Origin of the sequence: Haloarcula laminariae, from assembly GCF_025457605.1 — an archaeon.
Classification (GTDB): Archaea; Halobacteriota; Halobacteria; order Halobacteriales; family Haloarculaceae; genus Haloarcula; species Haloarcula laminariae.
This window is the reverse complement of sequence record NZ_JAMZFY010000002.1, coordinates 107851-130696: the sequence shown is the minus strand read 5'-3', so window position 1 is coordinate 130696 and position 22846 is coordinate 107851. Positions and strand designations below refer to the sequence as shown.

The window sequence follows — 22846 nt, the reverse complement described above, 5'->3', positions numbered from 1 at the left end:
CCGACGGCACAGGTGGACACGAGCTGTCTCGCCGGGGTTCCGGTGTCGGACCGGTGACCGCGCTGACGGGCCGCGATGGCCCGTCTACTCGATGAGTTCCGGCGCGGCGTCGTAGGCCGCCTCCTGGGCGTGTGTCGCCGGCCCGTCCGGCTCCGCCTCGGGTGACTCGGGCTCGTCCATGGTCAGTCGTCCGCCGAGATGGGGTCGCCGCTGGCGTCCGTCGGTGCGGGGCTCTCGCCGTCCTCGAAGGGGTACCACGACTGCTTGGCGTCGTTGAGGCAGGGGTCCTCGTACCCCTCGACCTCCTCGGGTTCGGCGAGTTCGACGAGCGTCTCGTGGCCGGTGGCGGCGACCCAGTCGCTGAAGGTCTGGCCCTCCGAGCGCAGCGCCGCGTAGGCCTCGGCGATGTTGCGAATCATGCCGGGGACCTCGTCGGCCGGGACGCGCTGGCGGACCCACTCGGTGAACTCCGCCTCCTCGCCCATCCCGCCGCCGACGCCGACGTCCAGGGCTTCGACCATCTCGCCGTCCTTGCGGGCGCGCATCCCCTGGAGCCCGATGTCGCCGGTCATGGCCTGCCCGCAGTCGGCGGTACAGCCCGAGTAGTGCATCTTGATGCGGTCGACGTCGCTCGGCAGTTCGACGTTGTCGCCCAGCCAGCGCAGCATCCGGGCCATCCGGGCCTTCGTCTCGGTGAGCGCCAGCGAGCAGAACTCCGTCCCGGTACAGGCCACGGCGCCCTGCGTGAACGGGTTCGGCTCAGGGGAGTACTTGTCCAGGAACGGCTCGTTCAGCAGGTTCGCCAGGTTGCCGTCCGGCACGTCCATGATGAGCGGGTTCTGCCGGCGGGTGAGCCGGACCGCGCCCGAGCCGTAGGCCTCGGCCAGGTCGGCCAGTTCGACGACGTCTTCGGCGGGGAGCCGACCGACCGGAACCGAGAGCCCGACGTAGTTCTTGTCGTCCTTCTGGTCGTAGACGCCGACGTGGTCGTGGGCACCGTACTCCGTGTTCTTGCCGGCGTTGTAGGTGTACTCGCCGCGGAAGTCCGTCCCGGCGGTCTCGAACTCGAAGTCGAGGCGCTCGTCTAAGTCCTCGCGGATCTTCTCGGTGCCGTGCTCGTCGACGAAGAAGCGAGCGCGGTTCTTCGAGCGGTTGGTCCGGTCGCCGTTCTCGTGGTAGTACTCGACGAACTCACGGACGGTCTCGACGGCGTGTTCGGGCTCGATGAACAGGTTCAGCGGGCGGGCGTTGCGCGGTTCGCGGCCGCCCAGCCCCCCGCCGACGCGGATGTTGAACCCCTTGACCTCCTCCCCGTCGATGAACTTGCGGGCCGGTTCGAGGCCGATGTCGTTGATGGCGTCCTGGGCACACCCCTGCTTGCACCCCGACACCGAGATGTTGAACTTCCGGGGCATGTTAGAGAGGTCGTCGTCCCCGCGGATGGTCTCCTGAATCTCGTCGAGGATGGGCCGGGACTCGATGTACTCCTCGCCCTTGCCCGCGACCGGACAGCCCGAGATGTTCCGCATCGTGTCGCCCCCAGCCGACCGGGAGGAGAGGCCGACGCCTTCGAGCTTCTCCCATATCTCGGGGATGTCTTCGAGCTTGAGCCAGTGGAGCTGGATGGACTGGCGGGTAGTGAAATCGATCCACGCGTCGCCGAACTCGGGGTTGTCGACGGGGCCGCTGGCGTACTCCTCCGCGACCTCACCGACGGCGCGGAGCTGACCCGGCTCCAGCACGCCGCCGCAGTTTGTCAGCCGCATCATGAAGTACGACTCCTGGCCGCCGCGGTGGTGGAACACGCCCCAGAACTTGAACCGCTTGAACCACTTGTCGCGCTCCTCCTCCGGGATGTTCTCCCACCCTTCCGCCGCGAACTCCTCTAGCTTTTCCCGCACCTCGTCGCCGTACATCTCGTCTTTGATTAGCTCGGATTTGTTTCCCATTATTGGTGACCTCGGAAGTGAAATCTGGCACAGCGGTGTTTAACTCTGTGCGACTATTCTCGACTCAACCATCTGTCCAACTAAGTAAAAACCTATCCCTTAACACATTCGTAATTTAATTCGGGCATTCATCTGATTTTTCAAAATTATAGCGGCCTATGAGTGTTTAAGGTATATGGGGGTAGTGTGTGAAATACGTCCATTCGGTGCTGACGCGGCTGTTCGCGATGAAAACGGTAGGAGACTGGACGTCTGCGGACCGACGACCCCGTTCGGGGCGCTCAGTTCTCGTACTCGCCGGCCTGGCCCGGAATCGTGGCGGGGTCGGCCTGTGCCGCGTTCAGCAGCGTGACGTAGAGGCGCCGGCTCCGCTGGAGCCAGCCGAGCTGGACCGCGAGGTGGCCCAGCAGGAACAGGCCCAACAGCCCCCAGTGAGCGGGCGTCATCGCCATGCCCGTCTTGACCATCGGCAGGTCGTGCAACAGGGTGTAGACGCCGTTGTACACGCCCGCGTACAGCGTCAGCGCCGGGAGCATGACAAGCGGCATCCCGCCCAGCCGGACGATGGCCGGCAGCGATTTGTTCTCCAGCAGCTCGGTCGCACCGCGGAACACGCTCACGACGACGATGACGGCGAGGAAGATGCCGGTGTCGGTGAGCGCGGTCCCTTTCCCGGTGAGGACGGCAAACAGCGCGCCGCCGGCGACGGCCGTCAGCAGCGCCACGCCGGTGGTCACGACGGCGGGGTAGCCGTGTTTCTTCTTTTTCGGCGCTTTCTTGACCACTTGTGAACCGGTCGAGAGGAACAGATACGCCTTGTAGAACCCGTGGATGATGAGGTGGGCCACCGCCGCGGCGAAAAAGCCCAGCCCGCACTGCAGTATCATGAATCCCATCTGGGCCACGGTCGAACAGCCCAGCCGACCCTTGTAGTCGGCTTTGACGAGCATCATCGCCTGCGCGGCGATGGAACTTATCGCGCCCAGGGCGACGATGAGCAACATGAGGTTTTGCTGTACCGCAAACACCGGGGCCAGCCGCGCGAGCAGGACGCCGCCGGCGTTGACGAAGCCGGCGTGCATGATGGCCGAGGCCGGGGTCGGTCCCGTCATCGAGGAGAGCAGCCAGCCGTGGAACGGGACCAGCGCCGACTGGACGAGCGCACCGAGCAGGATGGGGGCCGCGCCCAACAGCAGCGTCGACCGCGGCAGCGAGTCGACCGACGCCAGTATCCCCGAGATAGTTCCGCTCTCGGCCCCCGCCGACAGCGCGAGCAGGCCGACGCCCAGCAGCACGCTCCCGGCGAGGAAGTACCGCCGCGAGAGGCGCTTGGCCGCCCGCGCCTGGGGCCAGGCGTCCACGTGTCCGATGAGCTCCGCCATCAGCAGGCCCATTATCGTCCACAGCGCCAGAAACAGAACGACGTGGTCGGCCGCGACCAGCCCCATCACTACGACGGTAAACAGCATGATGCGCGCGAAAAACAGGTCCACGTCCCTGTTTGCCGCCATGTACCGGCGCGAGAAGCTCTGGACGATACCGCTGAAGAATGTCACTGCGACCCACATCACCTTCGTCAGGCCGTCGATGCGGACCAGCGGCTCGGCCGCGAGTTCGATGCTGAACCAGCTGGTGGCTGCGACGAGGACGACGCTCCCGACAAACAGCGTCCAGACGAGGGTCGTCGAGACGACCGGGACGGCGCTGTACTGTTGACTAGTACTGGTCATCAGATATCGGAGGATAACCACTTATACGTTTAAAATTTCTGTACCTGACTGGCATATGGTGATATAATTCCTAAAATGGGAGGTATCTGGCCGAAACGGTGGACGACCATTGTACAGACTGTGCGACGTGTGTCTCGGCGGTGTTCCCGGTTCGAAGGCACTCTAGTGCCTTTGAGTTGTTTTAGGAATTCAGCCGGATACGACTACATATATGCGAAGATATTAAGATACGGCTCACGGTTTCCAAGTACAACTGGTGTAATCTATACGATGGTTGATATCGACCCGACGACCGTTCGGACGCATATAGATAACGCGGCGGACCGCCTGGGTCGGGTCTGGCCGCTGTACTCCGACGTGGCCGCCAACCCCCTCTCCGGGTTCGAGGACAGGCCCTTCCGGCAGGCCGTCGAGGACGCCGAGGCGCTGTTCGACGGGCGCGGTTACCCGACAGCCGACCAGTTCCGGCGGGCCTGGGAGTCGGGCGAGATAGACGCCACCGTCCTCAACGACCTGCTCGACGAACACGGTATCGACGACGAACCCGGGATGCTCCTGCGGCGGATGGCCCACGAGGAGGCGGAGCGCTCGACCGCCGACGTCCACGACGAGCGGCTGAACCGACTGTGCTCGAAGTGGCTGGCGGCCTTCCTCGACCAGGGGCAGGCCGGCTGGCCGATGCCCGACCGCGAGCGAGGCTTCTACCAGTCCTGGCGTCAGATTGCGCCCTACGACAGGCGGATACCGGAGTCCGAGACCAGCGTCGCGACGTACTACCGCGAGCAGCTGAGCGACGCGCCCGAGACGGCCATGGAGGCCCTGTATGCCGTCCTCAGCGCCTACGACGAGGACGAGTGGGAGGCCATCTTCGAGCACCACCTGGCCGCGCTGCCGGGCTGGGTCGGTCTCATCAAACAGCGGGCCGAGGCGAACAACAACCCCTGGCAGGACGAGTACCCGGTCACGCTGACGGACTACCTCGCCGTCCGGCTGATTCTGGCAAAGCACATGGGGGCGGAGATACTGCCCGAGACCGACGGCGCCGAGCGGCCCAAACAGGCGGACTTCCGCCTCCAGGAGATATGGCTGACGGCCTGGGAGCGCAGCTATCAGGAGGACCTGCTGGAGGACATCAACAAGGGGCTGGCGGCGTCGAACACCGAACTGGACGCCGACCGGCCCGACGCCCAGCTGGTCTTCTGTATCGACACCCGGTCGGAGATAATCCGGCGACACCTGGAAGCGACCGGGGCCTACGAGACCCACGGGTACGCCGGCTTCTTCGGCGTCCCCATCGAGTACAGCGGCCACGAGTCCAAGGTCCAGACCGACTCCTGCCCGGTGATGGTCGACCCGAAACACCACGTCACCGAGCGGCCGCCGGCCGAGGACCCGGCGACGGCGTCCTACGAGCGCTGGCACCGGCTGAAGGCGGACGGCAACAAGTTCCTCAAGGCCCTGAAAAACGACCTGGCCGCGGCCTTCGGCTTCGTCGAGGCCTCCGGGACGTTCTTCGGGGCCGCGCTCGCGTCCCGGACGCTGTTCCCGTCGAAAGTCCACGACGCGCGGGGGCGCCTCGGCCCGGACCACCCCGCGCGGTTCTCGTCGGTGACGCTCGATGAGCCGGACGACGACGACGAGCGCTCCCCCGCCATGGGTATCTCCACCGACCAGAAGGTCTTCTACGCCGAGGCGGCTTTCGACCTGATGGGCTGGGACGACTTCGCCCCCGTGGTCGTGTTCACCGGCCACGAGAGCGAGACGGTCAACAACCCCTACAAGTCCAGCATCGACTGCGGGGCCTGTTCCGGAAGCCCCGGCACGCCGAACGCGCGCGTGCTCGCGAGCATCTGCAACGACCCCGAGGTCCGCGAGCGGCTCGCCGAACGCGGTATCGAGGTCCCGGACGACACCGTCTTCCTCGCCGGCCGGCACAACACCACGACCGACGAGGTGACCGTCTACACCGAGGGCCACGACCTCACCGAGCGCCAGCGGACCGTCGTCGGCGACCTCCGCGAGGACCTCGAACGGGCCCAGGCCGGCGCGGCCGAGGAGCGACTGGAGACGCTGGACGTCGACGCTGACGACGGCGTCCGTGAGGTCGAGACCCGCACGGAGGACTGGGCCCAGCCCCGGCCCGAAATCGGGCTGTCCGGCAACGCCGGCTTCGTCATCGGGCCCCGGGCGTTGACCGCCGATGTCGACCTCGACGGTCGGTCGTTCCTCCACTCCTACGACTGGAACAACGACCCGGAGGGCGAGGCCCTGGAGAACATCATGGCGGGGCCGCTGGTCGTCTGCCAGATGATAAACGCCCAGTACTACTTCTCGACGGTCGACAACGAGACCTACGGGAGCGGCTCGAAGACGACCCACAACGCCGTGGGCAACGTCGGCGTCCTGCAGGGCAACGGCGGCGACCTGCAGATGGGGTTGCCCCTCCAGTCGCTGTACGCCGACGACCGGACGACCTACCACACGCCCGTCCGGCTCTCGACGGTCATCCACGCGCCGGTCGACACCGTCACCGACATCCTCGACCGCAACGCCGACCTGGCGGCGCTGCTCGACAACAACTGGCTCTCCCTGCTGGTCATCGACCCCACGCAGGACGACACCACCTTCCGGTACCAGCCGGGCATGGAGTGGGAGCCGCTGGACGCGACGCTCACGACCAGGATAACGGTCCCGAGTACGGACTGAGACGGGACGCCGGCTCCGACTATCGTAGTACGCGTCTCACGCCGTTTTGCAGTCGATACCGCACAGCGACGCCGCTGTCCGGCCGCGTATCGAGCCGAAAAAACTGCTCAGCTGTTCGGTTACGGGAACTTCTTGTACGGGAGGAACTTGCCGTCGTAGGTGATGACGACGTGTTCCTCGCCGTCCTGAATCTCCTTGTCGACGCTGACTTCGAAGTCGATCGCGCTCATGATACCGTCGCCGAACTCCTCGTGCATGATCGCCTTCATCGCGGGCCCGTACACCTGTGGGACCTCGTAGAATCGGTACAGCGCGGGGTCCGACGGGATGGTCGGCTCCTCCTCGCCTTTCATCGGCGGCATCTGGAGACCGTTGACGACGTCTTTGTCACCTTCGAGACCGAGCGCTTCGGCGATGGCCAGCGCCTCGTCCTCCGTTGTGCTTGCGCCGTCGTAGACGGCAGAGGCGATGTACGTCTTGTCGATTCCGGTTATCTCTTCGAGGTCGGAGAACTTGAGCCCCTCCTCCTCCTTGGCGGCGATAATCTTGCTTCGCATTTCCCCACGGTCCGAGTACGGCTCCATATCAGTGCGGTCTACTGTCATAGGTTGCGTTCTGGGACGATGTCCCGGGTGGAGGGTGAGATTGGTGATATTAAAGAATTCTCCTAATAGCGGTGGAAATACAGACAACACATGGGCACAGTTTAACCATATTATACTAGCGAACTAGATAGAAATGGATGCCTATCATCCGAAACGCTCTCTCACAGCCGCGAGACGGGCCGAGATGGGAAGCGACGCTGTGGATTGACTTAGAATATCTATATTTACTCTCTTTGGAGAGAAATATGGATAAAACAGAAATTCAGGCCCTATCTGGCTGAGGTTGGCGGTATATATGACCATACTCCTAGTATATTCTAAAGTCTGAAACCCTATCGAAGAACTACGTTTATATATCACCTCTTCCGAAGAGACTTTTGTTGCACAATGACCGGAGTTAGCCATCTCATCGATGGGTTATCGGCATCAAATTCAGATGAACGCCCAGATATAAGCGAGAAAAATTCGACTTTTTCATACACGCCCGAGGGGGGAGCGTAGATGTACCAGGAGAGCGTCACTTCGATTAGCAAGGCGGCTGCGGCACAGGTAGAACTGATAGAGAAGAGCCTTCCGGCGTACATCATTCACTCCGCGATGGCCGGGGCGTATCTCGGGCTCATCGTGGTCATGACGTTCCTCTTCGGCGGTGCAATGTTCGAGACCGCGTTCGAACCCATGCGCGGGTTCGTCATGGCCGCCGTCTTCGGCGGAGCACTGAGCCTGGTCATCGTCGCCGGCTCCGAGCTGTTCACCGGGAACAACATGATCATGACCATGGGGCTGCTCTCGGGCCGCGTCGACGGGTCCGGCACCCTGAAGGTGTGGACCTGGTCCTGGGTCGGGAACTTCCTGGGCTCTATCCTCGTGGGCGCGATGGCCTGGCAGGCCGGCGTGCTGGGCAGTGCGGCACCGCTGCTCGAGGCCGTCGGCGGCGCGAAGATGACCCGCGACCTCGTCCCGCTGTTCCTGCGGGCGATGCTGTGTAACTGGCTCGTCTGTCTGGCCGTCTGGAGCAACTTCCAGCTGGAGAACACGTCCGCGAAGCTCATCATGATCTGGTGGTGCCTGCTCGCTTTCATCGGGTCGGGCTACGAACACAGCGTCGCGAACATGACCATCCTGTTCGCCGCCAACGTCGCCGCCCCGGGCGCCGAAGCGGTCTCCTGGGCCGGCATGGGGTACAACCTGGCCGTCGTCACCGTCGGCAACGTCGCCAGCGGCGTCCTGTTCATGGGCGCTGCGTACTACTACATCTCCTCCTCGTACGGCTTCGAGTGGGACTGGAGCATGGACGACAACGTCGTCACCGGGACGACTATCAGCGACGACTGACCGCCGCTTCGGCGCGGACGCCTTTTGCGCTGTGGCGACGACCGGTCCGACTGACGGGCCCGGCGTCGCGAAGTACCGACGACGAACTGCCCGCGAACCGGTCCGCTCCGACCACGACACGACGGCCCGCTGACCCAACAGTTTCTTTCACCCTGCCGCCAAAGCCGGCGGTATGAACCACGAGCAGTCACGCGACCTGTACGACCGGGCGCTCTCCGTGATGCCCGGCGGCGTCAACTCCTCCGTGCGGGCCATCCGTCCCTACCCCTTCTTCGTCGAGAAGGGCGACGGCGGCTACGTCGTCGACGCCGACGGCAACCGCTACATCGACTACGTGATGGGGTACGGCCCGCTGCTGTTGGGTCACGACCAGCCCGAAGCCGTCCAGTCCGCGGTCCAACAGCGGGCCGCCGAGGGGCCGATGTACGGCGCGCCCACGGAGGTCGAGGTCGAACTCGCGGAGTTCGTCGCCCGCCACGTCCCGAGCGTCGAGATGACCCGATTCGTCAACTCCGGCACCGAGGCGACCGTCTCGGCGGTCCGGCTGGCCCGGGGGTACACCGGCCGCGACAAGATCGTCGTGATGCAGGGCGGCTACCACGGCGCCCAGGAGTCCACGCTGGTCGAGGGCGAGGGCGACCACACCACCCCCTCCAGTCCCGGGATTCCCGAGAGCTTCGCCGACCACACCCTGACGATTCCGTTCAACGACAGCGAGGCCGCCCGGGAGGTGTTCGCCGAACACGGCGACGACATCGCCGCCGTCCTCACCGAGCCCATCCTCGGGAACTACGGTATCGTCCACCCCGTCGAGGGGTTCCACGAGACGCTCGAAGAGCTGTGTGACGACCACGGCTCGCTCCTCATCTTCGACGAGGTCATCACCGGCTTCCGCGTCGGCGGGCTCCAGTGTGCCCAGGGCAAGTTCGACGTCGACCCCGACATCACCACCCTCGGGAAGATAGTCGGCGGCGGCTTCCCGGTGGCGGCCGTCGGCGGGAAAAGCGAGATCATCGAGCAGTTCACCCCCGCCGGCGACGTGTTCCAGTCCGGCACCTACTCCGGCCACCCGGTCGGGATGGCCGCCGGCCTCGAAACCCTGCGGTACGCGGCCGAAAACGACGTGTACGACCACGTCAACGGGCTGGCCGACCGGCTCCGTTCGGGCCTGCAGGACATCCTCGAAGACCAGGCGCCACAGTACACGGTCGTCGGGACGGACTCGATGTTCAAGGTAATCTTCACGCGCGACGCCCCGGACAGCTTCGACGGCCACTGCGAGGCCGGCTGCCGACAGCGCGAGTCCTGTCCCCGCTACGACCACTGCCCGAAGAACGGCGGCGACGTGAAACGCGCCGAGACCGAGCGCTGGGAGCGGCTCTTCTGGCCCGCGATGAAAGAGCAGGGTGTGTTCCTCACCGCCAACCAGTTCGAGTCCCAGTTCGTCTGTGACGCCCACACCGAGGAAGACATCGAGGAAACGCTGGAAGCCTACAAAACGGCCATATGACCGACGACGTCCTCACGCTGTCCGAAAAGCGGATGTACGGCCAGACGCGCCCGGAGACCCACGCCTACGTCGGCTCCGGCCTGGGCGTGACTCGCGTCGAGACCGCCGGCGGGCAGATAGGCCGGTTCACCCTCGCCCACCGCTGTGCGGCCCGTGACATCGCCGGCGCGAACGGCGAGATAGCGGTCGCCACCGAGGAGGCGGTGTTGATATCGACCGACGAGGGCTTCGAGCCGACGGGCTTTGGCCCAGCGACGGCCGTGGGATACGACGCCGACGGGCTGGTCGCCGCGGGCGAGGGACGGGTCGCCCGCTACGACGACGGCGAGTGGTGGGAGATGGGCGAGGTCGCCGACGTGCGGGCCCTTTCCGACGACCTCGTCGCGGCCGCCGACGGCGTCTACGGGCTGCCCGGCTGTGCGTATCTGGGGCTCCACGACGCCGCCGACGTGGCCGGTCCCTTCGCCGCCACCGCCGACGGGCTCTACAGGCGCGACCCCCAGGAGGGCACCGTCGGCCCCAGGGAGAACTGGGCGGCCGTTCGGTCCGGCGCTCACGGCCTCGTCGCGACCGACGACGGCCGGAGCCGGCCCCCCGAAGCAAGTGACGTGGGGCGTGTACACGCCGCCGACGTGGACACGCTCTACGAACTGACCGACCGCGCCGGCGCCGGCCCGGAGCCACACTGGCAGCCCTGCGACCTCCCGGTTCGCGAGCGGGTCGTCGACGTGGCCTACGGCGACGACACCTACGCCATCACGGCGGACGGCACCTTCCTCGTGAACACGGCCGACGACGCCACCGCCGACGGTCGGGGCGGCTGGCGGTCCCGGTCGCTGGGTGTGCCCGAGGTCGTCGGCGTGGCGGTGGCCTGAGTGGCTTTCAGTCGGTGAATCGGCCGACGGGTCTCTGCTGTTGACACAACCGATTGGGCGGGACCGAAAGAGGCACGGCGCTGGCGCGTGCCGTGGTCGCCTCAGCGACCCCTCTCCGAGCGAAGCGAGGAGATGTCGCTGAGCGGCCGCCAGTGCCGTGGGGCTTTCTGTCTGTTTGCAGTGGCGCTGGAGTTCATACCGACGAACCTCCACACGGTTATCGGCCCGAGAATCGAAAAGCGGTTTAGCCCGGCCAGTTACCCCCCACACATGATTATCCCCGGCGCGGAGACACAGGCCTTTGCGGCGGCGCTGTCCGAGGCGGCCGACGAGCCGCTGGGACGGGTCGAGTACGAACAGTTCGCCGACGGGGAGCACGTCGTCCGCGTCCCCGAGGCCGTCGCGGGCGAGCGCGCGGTCGTCGTCGCCTCGACGGTCGATTCGGACGCCCACGTCCAGGTGCTCCAGCTCCAGGACGCGGTCCGCGAGGCCGGCGCCAGCGAGGTCGTCACCGTCCTGCCGTACATGGGCTATGCCCGCCAGGACCAGGCGTTCAAACCGGGCGAGCCGGTCTCCTCGCGGGCGGTGGCCCGCGCCGTCTCGACGGGGACCGACCGCGTGATTACGGTCAACCCACACGAGCCCGCTGTCTGTGATTTCTTCACCGTGCCGACGACCCACGTCGACGCCGCGTCGGTGCTGGCCGACCCCCTGCCGGCCGACCTCACGGACCCGCTCTTTCTCTCGCCCGACGAGGGCGCCGTCGAACTCGCCACGACCGTCCGCGACGAGTACGGCGGGGGCGAGACGGACTTCTTCGAGAAGGACCGCGACTACGACAGCGGCGACATCGAGATACGCCCGAGCGACGCCGCCGTCGCGGGGCGGGACGTGGTGCTGGTCGACGACATCATCGCGACCGGCTCGACCATGAGCGAGTCCGTCGCCGTCCTGCGCGACCGCGACGCCAAGCGCGTGTTCGTCACCTGCGTCCACCCGATGCTCGCGAGCAACGCCCTGACGAAGCTATCGAGCGCCGGCGTCGAAGCCGTCTACGGCACCGATACCTTGGAGCGGGCGGTCAGCGAGGTCAGCGCCGCGCCCGTGGTCGCAGGAGAACTCTAACGCCCTACTCGGACGCTTCCGCCGCCGCGACGGGCGCAATCGCTATCTCCATCTCCACGCCCTCCACGTCCCACGTCTTGCGGTGGCCGCCCTCGACGCCGTCGAGTTCGTCGGCCCGGACCTCCTCCTTGATGAGGTCCTCGTGTTCCCGAACGAGACCGTCCACGCGCTCGTCGTCGATGGCGAGGTCCGCGACGATGCGGGCCTCGATGTCCAGCTCCATGTCCTTGCGCATCTCCTGGACGCGGCGGATGACCTCGCGGGCGTACCCCTCGCTCTCGATGTCCTCGGTCAGCGCCGTGTCGACGTAGACGACGCCGCCGCCGTCCAGCGCCTCGAACTCCGTGCCGGTGACGCCCTCGGGCGTCTCCCGGCGGAAGGTGACCATCTCCTCGGTCAGCTCGACCTCCTCCCCCAGCGTATCGACGACCGACTCCTGGAGCGTCGCCAGGGACGGCTCGTCGATGCTGGCCTCGTTCATGGCGTTCATCACGCGGCCGGCGTCGTCGCCGAAGGCGGGACCGAGTTCGCTCATGTCCGCCTCGGCCGAGTAGCGGAGCTCGCCCCACTGGTCGCCGGCGCCCACCACTTCGACTGCACGCGAGTTGAGCCGGTCGGCGACGATGGCCGACTGGGACTCGACGGCCGCGGCCACGGCGTCGCTGTCGGTGTCGACCACGACGCGGGTGACGGGCCAGCGCAGTTTCCGCTCGGCCTGCTGGCGGGCGTTCGAGCCCGCTTCCTCGACTTCCCGAACCACCTCGATTTCGTCTTCCAGTTCGGGTTGGTGGAGCGAGTCGTCGGCCTCGGGCCAGTCGCACATGTGGACCGTCGGGTGGCCCGCGTCGCCGGTCAGCGAGCTGTACACTTCCTCGGCGACGAACGGCGTGAAGGGCGCAAAGAGCGCGGCCGCTTCCTCAAGCACGCGGTACAGCGTGGCGTAGGCGGCCTGCTTCGAACCGCTGTCTTCCTCCTCCCACATCCGCTCGCGGACGACCTGGATGTAGAAGCGGGAGACGTCCTCGACGACGAAATCGAGCAGCTCGCCGACGGCCTTGTCGTTCTCGTAGTCGTCCATGTGGTCGGTCATGGCCGACTTCACGGTCTGGAGCCGCGAGAGGACCCACTCGTCGACGAGTTCGAGCGAGTCACGCGTCGATTCGACCGTCGTCTCCTCGGGGTCGAAGCCGTCCGCCCGCATGTACGGTAGCGGGAAGCGGGCGACGTTCCAGAGGATGTTGAGCCGCCGTTGCATCTCGCCGGTCTCCTCCCACGAGAAGTTCATGTCCTCGCCCTGGGCGTTCACCGACAGCAGGAACAGCCGCATCGGGTCCCGGCCGTGTTTCTCGATGACCTCGTGGGGGTCGACGAGGATACCCTTTGACTTTGACATCCCGCGGCCGTCGGGCATGTTGGCGTAGCCGTGCATCAGCACCTGCTTGTAGGGAACCTCGCCGGTGGCCGCCGTCGACATGCCCAGCTGGGACCAGAACCAGCCGCGGGTCTGGTCGTGGGCCTCCATGATGAGGTCGGCGGGCCACAGCTCCTCGAAGCCCTCGGTCTCGGCGGGGTAGTCGACAGTGCCCCACGTCGCGACGGAGGAGTCGAGCCAGACGTCGAAGACGTCGCCGACGCGGCTGTAGGTGGTGCCGTCCTCGGTGATGGTCAGCTCGTCGACGGTCCCCTTGTGGAGGTCCACGTCCTCGGGCGCTATGTCCTGGTCGACGCGCTCGGCGAGCTCCTCGCGGTCGCCGACGACGATGGCGTCGTCCATGTCGCCGCTCCAGTCTTCCGGGAGCCAGATGGGGATGGGAATCCCCCAGTAGCGCTGCCGGGAGACGTTCCAGTCCGGCGCCTCCTCGACGAAATCGCGGAAGCGGTTGTCGCGGGCCCACTGGGGGTACCACTCCGAATCCTCGATGTTCTCAAGCAGCTCGTCTTTGATGTCGGTGACCGTGATGAACCACTGGTCGGTGACGATGCGGACGATATCGGTGTCACAGCGCCAGCACTGTCCCTCTCGCACCGTGTGGCCCTGCTCGCTGGAGAGCAGGTAGCCGTTCGCGTCGAGGTCGGCGATGACGTCGTCGTTGGCGTCGCGGACGAAGGCGCCGGCGTATTTCCCCGCAGCGTCGGTGTAGGTCCCGTCGCTGTCGACCGGACAGAAGATTTCGAGGTCGAGCTCCTGCCCGCGCTCGAAGTCCTCCTCACCGTGGCCCGGCGCGGAGTGGACCAGCCCCGTGCGGTCGGCCTCGACGTAGTCGGCCGTGTACACCTGGCCGGACCCCTCGGCCTGCGCGTGGTCGGGCACTTCCTCGGCCAGCGGGTGGTCGTACTCCCAGCCGACGAGGTCCTCTCCGGTGAGTTCCTCGGCGACCTCGTAGTCGTCGTAGCGGCCGGCCTTCAGCACGTCCTCGACGCAGGGTTCGGCGAGGTAGAGGCGCTCTGTCTCGCCGTCTTTCGTGGCGTCGACGCCGACGTATTCGAGGTCGCCGTCGGCGGCGACGAACGTGTTGGCGACGATGGTCCAGGGCGTCGTCGTCCAGATGACGAGGGAGCCGTCACGTTCGGCCAGAGGGAACTTCACGTAGATAGATGGCTTGCCGACGTCGTGATACTCGACCTCGTTGTTGGCGATAGCCGTCTCACACCGGGGACACTGGTTGATGGAGCGCTTGCCCTGTTCGACCAGCCCGCGCTCGTGGGCCTGCTGGAACCCCCACCAGGCCGACTCCATGTACTCCGGCGAGAGCGTCTTGTAGGGGTCGTCCCAGTCCATCCAGACGCCGAAGTCCTGGAAGTCGCTCTGGAGTCCCTCTAACTGCTCGTTGGCGAAGGATTTGCACTCCTGGATGAAGTTCTCCTCGCCGAACTCCTCGATGTCCTTCTTGTTCTCGAAGTCCAGGCGCTCCTCGACCTTGGTCTCGATGGGGAGGCCGTGCATGTCGTAGCCCGGCCGGTCGGTCACGTCGTACCCCTGCATGCGGAGATAGCGGATGTAGCAGTCCTTCAGCGTCTTGTTCCAGGTCGTCCCCATGTGGGCGGCCCCGGAGGTGTAGGGCGGCCCGTCGACGAAGAAGAAGTCCTCCCCGTCGGCCCGGTGCTGCTTGGTCTGCTCGTAGGCGTCGACGTCGTCCCAGTAGTCGAAGACCCCCGACTCCACGCTCTCGGGGTCGTACTGGTCGTCGACCGCGGCGAACCGTTCCATACCGGGCTTATTCGCCGCCGGCATTAAAGGGGAATCGGTTACACCGCCCGCGGCACGGACCAGCGGTGCCGACCGTCGGTACCACTTGCGGCTCTGATTCTTCCGGCAGGGAACTCATGCCGATACGCGGCGTCCCTCTATGTGATGCTATCAAAACCGCCACTCGCCGACGACGCGGGTAACCCGTTCGACCTCCTTGGCAGCCGCCGCCGACGAGTCCTGCTCGCACGGGTAAGCGAGGCCGACGGCGCGGTCCCGCTCGACTGGCTCGCCGGCCAACTCGCCGCGGACGGGGCGGAGCAGTCGACCGAGGCGGTCACGGAGTCCGAGCGCGAGCGCGCCAAGGTACGGCTCCACCACGTCGATATCCCGCCGCTCTCGGCCGCCGGACTGGTCCGGTACGACCCACAGCGGCGGGTGGTTTCGAGCGACGACCTGCCTCTGGAAGGCCAGGAGTGGCTCGATATGCCCGTCGTCGAGGCCCTGGAAGACTGGAACGGTCGGTAACGCTACCCGGACGGAGCGGCGCCCCCGCTTACCCGTCGACCGCTGGCGGGACCACGCGCGGTTCCGGCGGCGGAACCGACGCCGTACACTGCCGGCTCGCCAGCGCGGCCGCGCCGGCGGGCGGGTGAGACGGGCTCTCGGAGCTCGTCCCGACCGTGTACGGACCGTGGCACACCACTCCGGCTGGTTCGCGCCACGTCGCCGGAGGAAAACGTAGTTACTATCTGTCGTTCGTGTGTTGAGCTACTACCAATGGTACATACGAGCGTCATCGGTTGCGGGAACATGGGCAGTGCGCTGGTCACCGGGCTCTCGAAGGCCGGGGGACACACTATCGTCGCGTGTGACCTGGACCCGGACGCGCTCGCCGCGGTGGCCGACTACGCCGACGAGACGACCGACGACATCTCGAAAGCGGCCGAGGCGGACGTGGTCTTCGTCGCGGTCAAGCCCGACATCGTCGAGGCCGTCCTCGCGGACCTCGACCTCTCGGCCGACCAGACGCTCGTCACCATCGCCGCCGGCGTCCCCACCGACTTCGTCCAGGCCCGCACCGACGCCCGCGTCGTACGCATCATGCCGAACCTCGCAGCCGAGACGCGCGACATGGCCGCCGCCGCGACCGGTGACCTCACCGACGAGGTCCGCGCCCTGCTGGCGGACGTCGGCGAGTTCGCCGAAATCGAGGAGTCGCGGATGGACATCGCCACGGCGGTCAACGGGAGCGGGCCGGCCTTCGTCTTCTATTTCATCAAGGCCATGACCGAGGCCGGCGTCGCGGGCGGACTCGACCACGAGGAGGCCCAGACACTGGCCGCCCAGACGTTCAAGGGCGCCGCCGAGACGGTGCTGCGGGACGACCGCTCGGCCGACGAGCTCATCGACGCGGTCTGCTCGCCCAACGGGACGACCATCGAGGGCATGGAAGTGCTGTGGGACAGCGACGCCGACACGGCGCTGAAAGACGCCGTCGCCGCCGCCGAACGCCGTTCGGAGGAGCTGGCGGCCGACTTCGACGATGAGTGACGGCGTCTCCGACGGGACGCTCGCCGCGACCCGGACGCTGGCCGCCGACGCCGAGCGGGTCATCGTCAAGGCCGGGACGAACTCCCTGACCGACGACGAGTCGAACCTCGACGACGCCAAGCTCGACAAGCTGGTCGACGACATCGAGGACCTGCTCTCGCGGGGCAAGGAGGTCCTGCTGGTCTCCTCGGGCGCGGTCGGGGCCGGTATCGGTCGCGTCGGGGTGGGTCAGGACACTGGGACCCTGGAGGAGTCCCAGGCGCTCTCGACGGTCGGCCAGAGCCACCTGATGCGCCGGTACACCGAGAGCTTCGAGCGCTACGACCGGAAAGTCGCCCAGATTCTCATCACCGAACACGACCTCGACAACCCCGAGCGGTTCACCAACTTCCGCAACACGGTCGAGACCCTGCTGGACTGGGGCATCGTCCCGATAATCAACGAGAACGACGCCATCGCCACCGAGGAGCTCCGCATCGGCGACAACGACATGATATCGGCCTCTATCGCCGTCGGCGTCGAGGTCGACCTGCTGGTGACGCTCACCGACGTCGACGGCGTCTACACCGGCAACCCGAAGGAGGATTCCGGGGCCGAGCGCATCGAGGCCGTCGGCCGCAACTACGGGGCCGTCGAGGACATCGTCAGCGAGAGCGCCACCGGCGGCTTCGGCGGCATCCGGACCAAGGTCCGCGGCGCCCGCGACGTGGCCGAACACGGCATCCCCGCGGTCATCGCGGGGTCGGCCGAGCCGGACGTGCTCCGAAGGGTCGCCGACGCGGAATCGGTGGGCACAATATTCGTCCCTATCAACGGAGAGGTAGATGACTGAGACAGACACACACGAACAGGTTCGACAGGCCAACCGGGCCGCGCTGCGGCTCGCGAACGTCGACGAGGCGCGGCGAAACGCCACCCTCGCCGACATCGCCGACGCCATCCGCGAGAACAGCGAGGCCATCCTCGCGGCCAACGAGACCGACGTCGAGGAGGCCGAGGCCATGCTCGCCGAGGGCGAGTACACGCAGGCGCTGGTCGACCGGCTCAAACTCGACGAGGGGAAGCTAGAAAGCATCGCCGGGATGGTCGAGTCCGTCGCCGGACAGGACGACCCGCTGGGGGAGACCCTCGCTGCCAGGGAACTGGACGAGGACCTCGAACTGTACAAGCTCTCGGTCCCCATCGGTGTCGTCGGCACCATCTTCGAGTCCCGGCCCGACGCGCTGGTCCAGATAGCCGCCCTGGCGCTCAAATCCGGCAACGCCGTCATCCTCAAGGGCGGCAGCGAGGCCAGCGAGTCCAACCGGGTGCTGTACGAGACCATCATGGACGCCGCGGCCGACCTGCCCGAGGGCTGGGCCACCCTCATCGAGGCCCACGAGGAGGTCGACCGCCTGCTTTCGATGGACGACATGGTCGACCTCGTGATGCCCCGTGGCTCCTCTGAGTTCGTCTCCTACATCGAGGAGAACACACAGATTCCGGTGCTCGGACACACCGAGGGCGTCTGTCACGTCTACGTCGACGAGGCGGCCGACCTGGCGATGGCCGAGGACATCGCGCTGGACGCGAAGGTCCAGTACCCCGCGGTCTGTAACGCCGTCGAGACGCTGCTGGTCAACGAGGCCGTGGCCGCCGACTTCCTCCCGGGCGCCGTGGAGCGCTACCGCGAGGAGGGCGTTACCCTTCGGGGCGACGAAGCGACCCGCGAGGTCGTCGACGTCGACCCTGTCACCGACGACGACTGGCGCGCGGAGTACGGCGACCTCGAACTCGCCATCAAGGTCGTCGAGGACGTCTACGACGCCGTCGACCACATCAACGAGAACGGCTCGAAACACACCGAGTCCATCGTCACCGAGGACGCCGACGCCGCCGAGACGTTCATGACCGGCATCGACGCCGCCAGCGTCTTCCACAACGCCTCGACCCGCTTTGCCGACGGCTACCGCTACGGCCTCGGCGCCGAGGTCGGCATCTCGACGGGCAAGATTCACGCCCGCGGGCCCGTCGGCCTGGAGGGGCTGACGACCTACAAGTACTACCTGGAGGGCGACGGCCAGCTCGTCGCCAGCTACGCCGGCGAGGACGCGCTGCCCTTTACCCACCGGGAGTTCGACGGCGAGTGGACGCCGGGACAGCTGGCCGACGAATAACTCGCTGGATGCCGCCGTTTCCCGACGACGACAGCCGGAACGCCCTCGCCGCCGACTGCCGCCGCTGTCCGGAACTGGTCGAGAGCCGGACCTGTCTCTCCTGGGGGAACGGACCGCTCGACGCCGACGTGGTCGTCGTCGGTGAGGCCCCCGCCGAGGGCGACCCCGGAGCCGACCAGTGGCGGGGCGGCAACCTGACGGGGATGGCCTACACCTCCCGCGCCTCGGGCCGGAAGATACGGTCTCTCCTCTCGGACGCCGGCTTCGGCCACGAGGACTGCTACTACACGAACGCCGTCAAATGCCATCCGCCGGGGAACCGGGACCCGACGGGCGAGGAACTGGCCAACTGCCGGCCCTATCTCGTCGCGGAAGTCGAGGCCGTCACGCCGCAGGCGGTGGTCACGACCGGCAAGCACGCCACGGAGACGGTTTTCGCCCTCGACGGCGACGAACTGGACGGCTTTCTCGACAGCGTGCTGGAACCGCGGGGGAGCGACGCGCTCGGTGTTCCGGTCGTTCCCCTGCTCCACCCGAGCTATCAGGAGGTGTGGCTCTCGCGGCTGGGGTACAGCTACGAGGGGTACGTCGAGGCGATAGGGGCGACCGTCAAGCGGGCGACGGACGGGTGACCGCCGCGGAGAAACTTTCATGGCCGCGCCGGCCGCACCGACGACCATGGACGACTGCATCTTCTGTCAGATAGTCGCCGGTGACATCCCCAGCAGAACGGTGTACGAGGACGACGACGTGCTCGCCTTCCTCGACGCGAACCCGCTGGCGCCGGGGCACACGCTCGTCATCCCCAAGGACCACCACGAGTCGCTGAACGCTCTCCCCGAAGAACTGGGTAGCGAGGTCATGTCGGTGCTGCACCGACTGACGCCGGCCGTCGAGGACGCCGTCGACGCGCCCGCGAGCACGGTGGCGTTCAACAACGGCGAGGCCGCCGGTCAGGAGGTTCCCCACGTCCACGGCCACATAGTCCCCCGGTTCGAGGACGACGGCGGCCGCCCCATCCACGCGCTGGTCAGCGACCGGCCCGACCTGAGCGACGAGGAACTCGACGACATCGCGGCCGAAATCAGCGGGTAGCTACTCGACGACCAGGGCCTCGTCGACGCCGACCACCGTCGAGCGGGCCTCTTCGAGTTCGCTCTCGCTCATGTAGCCGTCCGGGCCGACGAGCTCTTTCGAGGTGTCCTCGACGTCGAAGCTCTGGATGCCGACCGCGATGACGACGCTGTTGTCGTTTTCCACGCGGGCCATGTGGAGGTAGGTGGCGTTGGGCGTCTCGCCGCTGATGACGCCGGCGTGGGTCTCGACCGTCACGTCCTGCTCCAGCAGGGTCCCATCGGCCGTCGAGAGCTCTGTCGGGCCCCGTTGCCAGTCGACGCCGTCGCCCTCGCCGACGCCGGCGGCGGTCAGGAACGACTCCGCCTGGTCGCTGGTCAGCAGGTCCGCCAGCCCCAGCCGGGCCAGCGGGTTCAGCGACTCGCCGGCGATGGTCGCGGCGGGCGTGCTGAGCACGCCGACGCTGAGCTGGCCACCCGAGAGCGTTTCGGCGCTCACGTCGTCCACCGAGCCGGTCCCGTTCGTCGCCGTCCCCGTCGCCGTCCCGGTTTCGGTCGTGAAATCGATATCGACGTCGGCAGACACGTACACCGAGACGGCGCTCTCCACTGTCGCCGTCACGTCCTGTCCGCCGACGGTCTCCGAGAACTCCCGGCGCTCGGTCCGCTCGGCGACCGGGGCGAACCCGAGTGCCTCCTGGTCGTCTTCCGGGAGGACGACCGCGTCGGCGACGAACTCCTGGTCTGTCACCTCGCTACAGCCCGCGAGCAGCCCCGCACCGGCCGCGGCGCCCGTCAGCTGGAGAAACGTCCGTCGGTCCCACGTACCGCTATTTTGCTCACCTGTCATGTTTGGTTTCCACTTGATACCGCTATACGGCCGAGTATATGATAAGTATTCTTATCAATCAGGAACACAACCATACGCGCCGCCGTACTGAACTTTTTATTTCAGGGGGAGTCTCGACTATAGTATGAGCACACCGACGCTCGCGCTGGTCGGCGTTGCCGGCGGCGCCGGGACGACCAGAACGACCGTGGAGATGGCGGCGACGCTGGGCCGGGCCGGCCGCTCGGTCGCCGTGCTCGACGCCGCCTTCGGGACACAGGGGCTCGCGACCCACGTCAGGGGCCGAATCACCGACGACGTGACCGCCGTCGCCGTCGGCGAGACCGCTTTCGAGACCGCGCTGTACGACGCCGACTACGACGTGCCGGGGCGGGTGTCGTTCTGCCCGGCCCACGCGCCCTTCGAACGCCTCGCCCGCGCGAAGGCGCCCGACGCCGCGCGGGCCCTCGGAACCGCCGTCGCCGACGCCGCCGACCGGTTCGACCACGTACTGGTGGACGTTCCGCCCGTCGCGGCCAATCCGGCCGTCGAAGCGCTCACGGCGGTGGACCGGCACGCGCTCGTCGCTCCCGCGACCCGGCGGGGCGCCGACTTGCTGCCCAGACAGCGCGGGCGGCTGCGGGACCTCGACGCCCCTGCCGACGCCGTCGTCGCCACCCGAACCGACGCCCCCGACGCGGTCAGCGTCGAGGGCGCCGACCACGCCCTCCCCGCCGGCGACCCGGTCGGGCCGGACGCGCTCGACCCGGAGTCGGCGCTCGCTCCCGCCGTCGCCGCTGCCGTCGAGGCACTGCTGGAGGTCGACCTGGACCTGGACTTCGAGGAGCCGGGGCTGCTCGACCGCCTCGGCTAGAGCTCGGGCAGCGGCACGACGACCACGGGCCGGTCGGCGTCCGCAAGCAGCGCCGTCGCCGTCGAGCCCACGCCGCTGGCCCCCTCGGTCCCGGCGTTGGCCCCGACGAGTACCACGTCGGGGTCGTGGTCGTCGAGTGCCGCCAGCAGTTCGGTCGTCGCGTCGCCCTCCCGGACCTCGGTTTCGGGTATCGCCGCCGCCAGCCGCGACCGGGCGACGTTGGCCGCGTCGCCGGCGTCGCGCTCGTGGCGCCCGGGTTCCCGAACGCCGACCACGACGACGCTGTCTTCGCTCGGGTCGAGGCGCGCTTGCAGGTAGTCGGCCGCCGCGGCGGTCACGTGGACCGAGGCGGTGGCGACGAGGTAGTCGGTCATGGCTCCCCTTGGGCGGCCCGAGCCTTTCGGGGTTTCGGCCCGCTCGGTTTCGAGGGCGCTTCGCCGCTGCTCGCGGGTCGTTCCTCCCCGCTCGCGATTCGGGGGAAGCTCCCTGCGGTCGTTTCCCCGCTACCCGAGAGGTTTACATACGCACCCGCCACTACCGGAGCACGTGCGCGTCGAGAACAGTTTCATCGGGGTCGACGGCGTCGGCGAGCAGACAGAGCGGTCCATCTGGGAGCAGGGTGTCACCCACTGGGACGAGTTCGAACCGGGTGTCGTCGGCGGGAAGCGGGGCGACCGTATCGACCAGTTCATCGCCGAGGGTCGCGAGTACCTCGACGCGGCAGACGTGGCCTACTTCGACCGGCAGTTCCCCAGCAGCGAGCAGTGGCGCCTCTACGAGACTTTCGACGACCGCGCGTGTTTCTTCGACATCGAGACCACCGGGCTGGACGAGCGCCGCAATCAGGTGACGACCGTCTCACTGCACCAGGCCGGCGAGACCGAGACGCTCGTCGCCGGCGACGACCTCACCGCCGGGAACCTCCGGGCGGCCTTCGCCGACGCCGACCTGCTGGTGACGTTCAACGGGAAGCGCTTCGACGTCCCCTTCCTGGAAGCGAACTTCGATATCGACCTCCAGCGACCCCACCTCGACCTGATGTACACCTGCAAGAAAATCGGGCTCTCGGGCGGGCTCAAGCAGGTCGAGAAGGACATCGGCATCGAGCGCGACCGGCCCGACATCTCCGGGCAGGACGCGGTCCGGCTCTGGCGCGAACACGAACGGGGCCAGGACGGCTCCCTGGAGACGCTCATCTCCTACAACCGCGAGGACACCGTCAACCTCCGGACCTTGGCCGACGAGGTGACGGCGCAGTTAGACGAGCAGGTCTTTATCTAGCGAGGAACGCGACCAACGGGAGCGTTCCTCGAAGCGGAACGGGGAGTACGAGGCGTG

The 22846-nt window shown here is 67.0% G+C and carries 19 protein-coding genes; 13 read left to right on the top strand and 6 right to left on the bottom strand.

What is annotated here, in order from left to right; genetic code table 11:
* Window positions 1–182: 182 nt before the first annotated feature.
* Both NJQ98_RS12160 and NJQ98_RS12155 read right to left on the bottom strand, forming a co-directional pair.
* Window positions 183–1949: a nitrite/sulfite reductase gene (locus tag NJQ98_RS12160; protein WP_262179054.1), complete on the bottom strand. Its 1767-nt coding sequence runs from the start codon at window positions 1947–1949 to the stop codon at window positions 183–185.
* 281 nt (window positions 1950–2230) lie between these two features.
* On the bottom strand, window positions 2231–3679 hold the full coding sequence (locus tag NJQ98_RS12155) for a proton-conducting transporter transmembrane domain-containing protein (RefSeq protein WP_262179053.1): 1449 nt from the start codon (window positions 3677–3679) through the stop codon (window positions 2231–2233).
* A 270-nt stretch (window positions 3680–3949) separates the two neighbouring features.
* Between NJQ98_RS12155 and NJQ98_RS12150 the strand changes: the two genes are divergently transcribed.
* Entirely contained in the window at window positions 3950–6385 is a 2436-nt protein-coding gene (locus NJQ98_RS12150) for a DUF2309 domain-containing protein (RefSeq protein ID WP_262179051.1), read from the top strand.
* Window positions 6386–6504: 119 nt separating this feature from the next.
* On the opposite strand, the gene cynS is transcribed toward NJQ98_RS12150, so the two are convergent.
* A complete protein-coding gene (gene cynS / locus NJQ98_RS12145; protein WP_262179049.1) occupies window positions 6505–6942 on the bottom strand; it encodes a cyanase in 438 nt (145 codons plus the stop codon).
* Between the two features lie 549 nt (window positions 6943–7491).
* Here cynS and NJQ98_RS12140 point away from each other — a divergent pair.
* The 4 genes from NJQ98_RS12140 to prs all read left to right on the top strand — a co-directional run bounded on the left by NJQ98_RS12140 (window position 7492) and on the right by prs (window position 11835).
* Entirely contained in the window at window positions 7492–8325 is an 834-nt protein-coding gene (locus tag NJQ98_RS12140; RefSeq protein WP_262179047.1) for a formate/nitrite transporter family protein, read from the top strand.
* A gap of 172 nt (window positions 8326–8497) precedes the next feature.
* On the top strand, window positions 8498–9835 hold the full coding sequence (hemL, locus tag NJQ98_RS12135) for a glutamate-1-semialdehyde 2,1-aminomutase (protein WP_262179045.1): 1338 nt from the start codon (window positions 8498–8500) through the stop codon (window positions 9833–9835).
* Window positions 9832–10710 carry an HVO_0234 family beta-propeller protein gene (locus NJQ98_RS12130; RefSeq protein ID WP_262179043.1) on the top strand — a complete coding sequence of 293 codons (879 nt, stop codon included), beginning with the start codon at window positions 9832–9834 and terminating at the stop codon, window positions 10708–10710. Before hemL ends, NJQ98_RS12130 begins: the two co-directional genes overlap by 4 nt.
* A 270-nt stretch (window positions 10711–10980) precedes the next feature.
* Window positions 10981–11835, top strand: coding sequence for a ribose-phosphate diphosphokinase (prs, locus tag NJQ98_RS12125; RefSeq protein ID WP_262179041.1), 855 nt, complete (start codon window positions 10981–10983; stop codon window positions 11833–11835).
* 4 nt (window positions 11836–11839) lie between these two features.
* Here prs and ileS read toward each other — a convergent pair whose 3' ends face one another.
* Window positions 11840–15043, bottom strand: coding sequence for an isoleucine--tRNA ligase (gene ileS / locus NJQ98_RS12120; RefSeq protein ID WP_262179039.1), 3204 nt, complete (start codon window positions 15041–15043; stop codon window positions 11840–11842).
* A gap of 144 nt (window positions 15044–15187) precedes the next feature.
* Between ileS and NJQ98_RS12115 the strand changes: the two genes are divergently transcribed.
* The 6 genes from NJQ98_RS12115 (at window position 15188) to NJQ98_RS12090 (ending at window position 19827) form a co-directional block, all read left to right on the top strand.
* Complete coding sequence (locus NJQ98_RS12115) at window positions 15188–15550, top strand: DUF7344 domain-containing protein (RefSeq protein ID WP_262179037.1); 363 nt, start codon at window positions 15188–15190, stop codon at window positions 15548–15550.
* A gap of 252 nt (window positions 15551–15802) precedes the next feature.
* On the top strand, window positions 15803–16576 hold the full coding sequence (gene proC / locus NJQ98_RS12110; RefSeq protein WP_262179035.1) for a pyrroline-5-carboxylate reductase: 774 nt from the start codon (window positions 15803–15805) through the stop codon (window positions 16574–16576).
* Window positions 16569–17408 carry a glutamate 5-kinase gene (proB, locus tag NJQ98_RS12105; RefSeq protein WP_262179034.1) on the top strand — a complete coding sequence of 280 codons (840 nt, stop codon included), beginning with the start codon at window positions 16569–16571 and terminating at the stop codon, window positions 17406–17408. Before proC ends, proB begins: the two co-directional genes overlap by 8 nt.
* On the top strand, window positions 17401–18732 hold the full coding sequence (locus NJQ98_RS12100) for a glutamate-5-semialdehyde dehydrogenase (RefSeq protein ID WP_262179032.1): 1332 nt from the start codon (window positions 17401–17403) through the stop codon (window positions 18730–18732). The genes proB and NJQ98_RS12100 overlap by 8 nt, the downstream gene beginning before the upstream one ends.
* 8 nt (window positions 18733–18740) lie before the next feature.
* Window positions 18741–19364, top strand: a complete 624-nt coding sequence (locus tag NJQ98_RS12095) for a uracil-DNA glycosylase (RefSeq protein WP_262179031.1) — start codon at window positions 18741–18743, stop codon at window positions 19362–19364.
* Between the two features lie 46 nt (window positions 19365–19410).
* Window positions 19411–19827, top strand: a complete 417-nt coding sequence (locus NJQ98_RS12090) for an HIT family protein (RefSeq protein ID WP_262179029.1) — start codon at window positions 19411–19413, stop codon at window positions 19825–19827.
* Here the strand turns inward: NJQ98_RS12090 and NJQ98_RS12085 are convergent, their stop codons facing one another.
* Window positions 19828–20655, bottom strand: a complete 828-nt coding sequence (locus tag NJQ98_RS12085) for a DUF6517 family protein (protein ID WP_262179028.1) — start codon at window positions 20653–20655, stop codon at window positions 19828–19830.
* 124 nt (window positions 20656–20779) lie between these two features.
* Between NJQ98_RS12085 and NJQ98_RS12080 the strand changes: the two genes are divergently transcribed.
* The gene (locus NJQ98_RS12080) at window positions 20780–21508 is read left to right on the top strand and encodes an AAA family ATPase (RefSeq protein ID WP_262179026.1); all 729 of its coding nucleotides are present in this window, start codon (window positions 20780–20782) and stop codon (window positions 21506–21508) included.
* On the opposite strand, the gene NJQ98_RS12075 is transcribed toward NJQ98_RS12080, so the two are convergent.
* Window positions 21505–21882: a universal stress protein gene (locus tag NJQ98_RS12075; RefSeq protein ID WP_262179025.1), complete on the bottom strand. Its 378-nt coding sequence runs from the start codon at window positions 21880–21882 to the stop codon at window positions 21505–21507. The genes NJQ98_RS12080 and NJQ98_RS12075 overlap by 4 nt on opposite strands.
* 172 nt (window positions 21883–22054) lie before the next feature.
* Between NJQ98_RS12075 and NJQ98_RS12070 the strand changes: the two genes are divergently transcribed.
* Window positions 22055–22789, top strand: a complete 735-nt coding sequence (locus NJQ98_RS12070) for a ribonuclease H-like domain-containing protein (protein ID WP_262179023.1) — start codon at window positions 22055–22057, stop codon at window positions 22787–22789.
* Window positions 22790–22846: the final 57 nt, after the last annotated feature.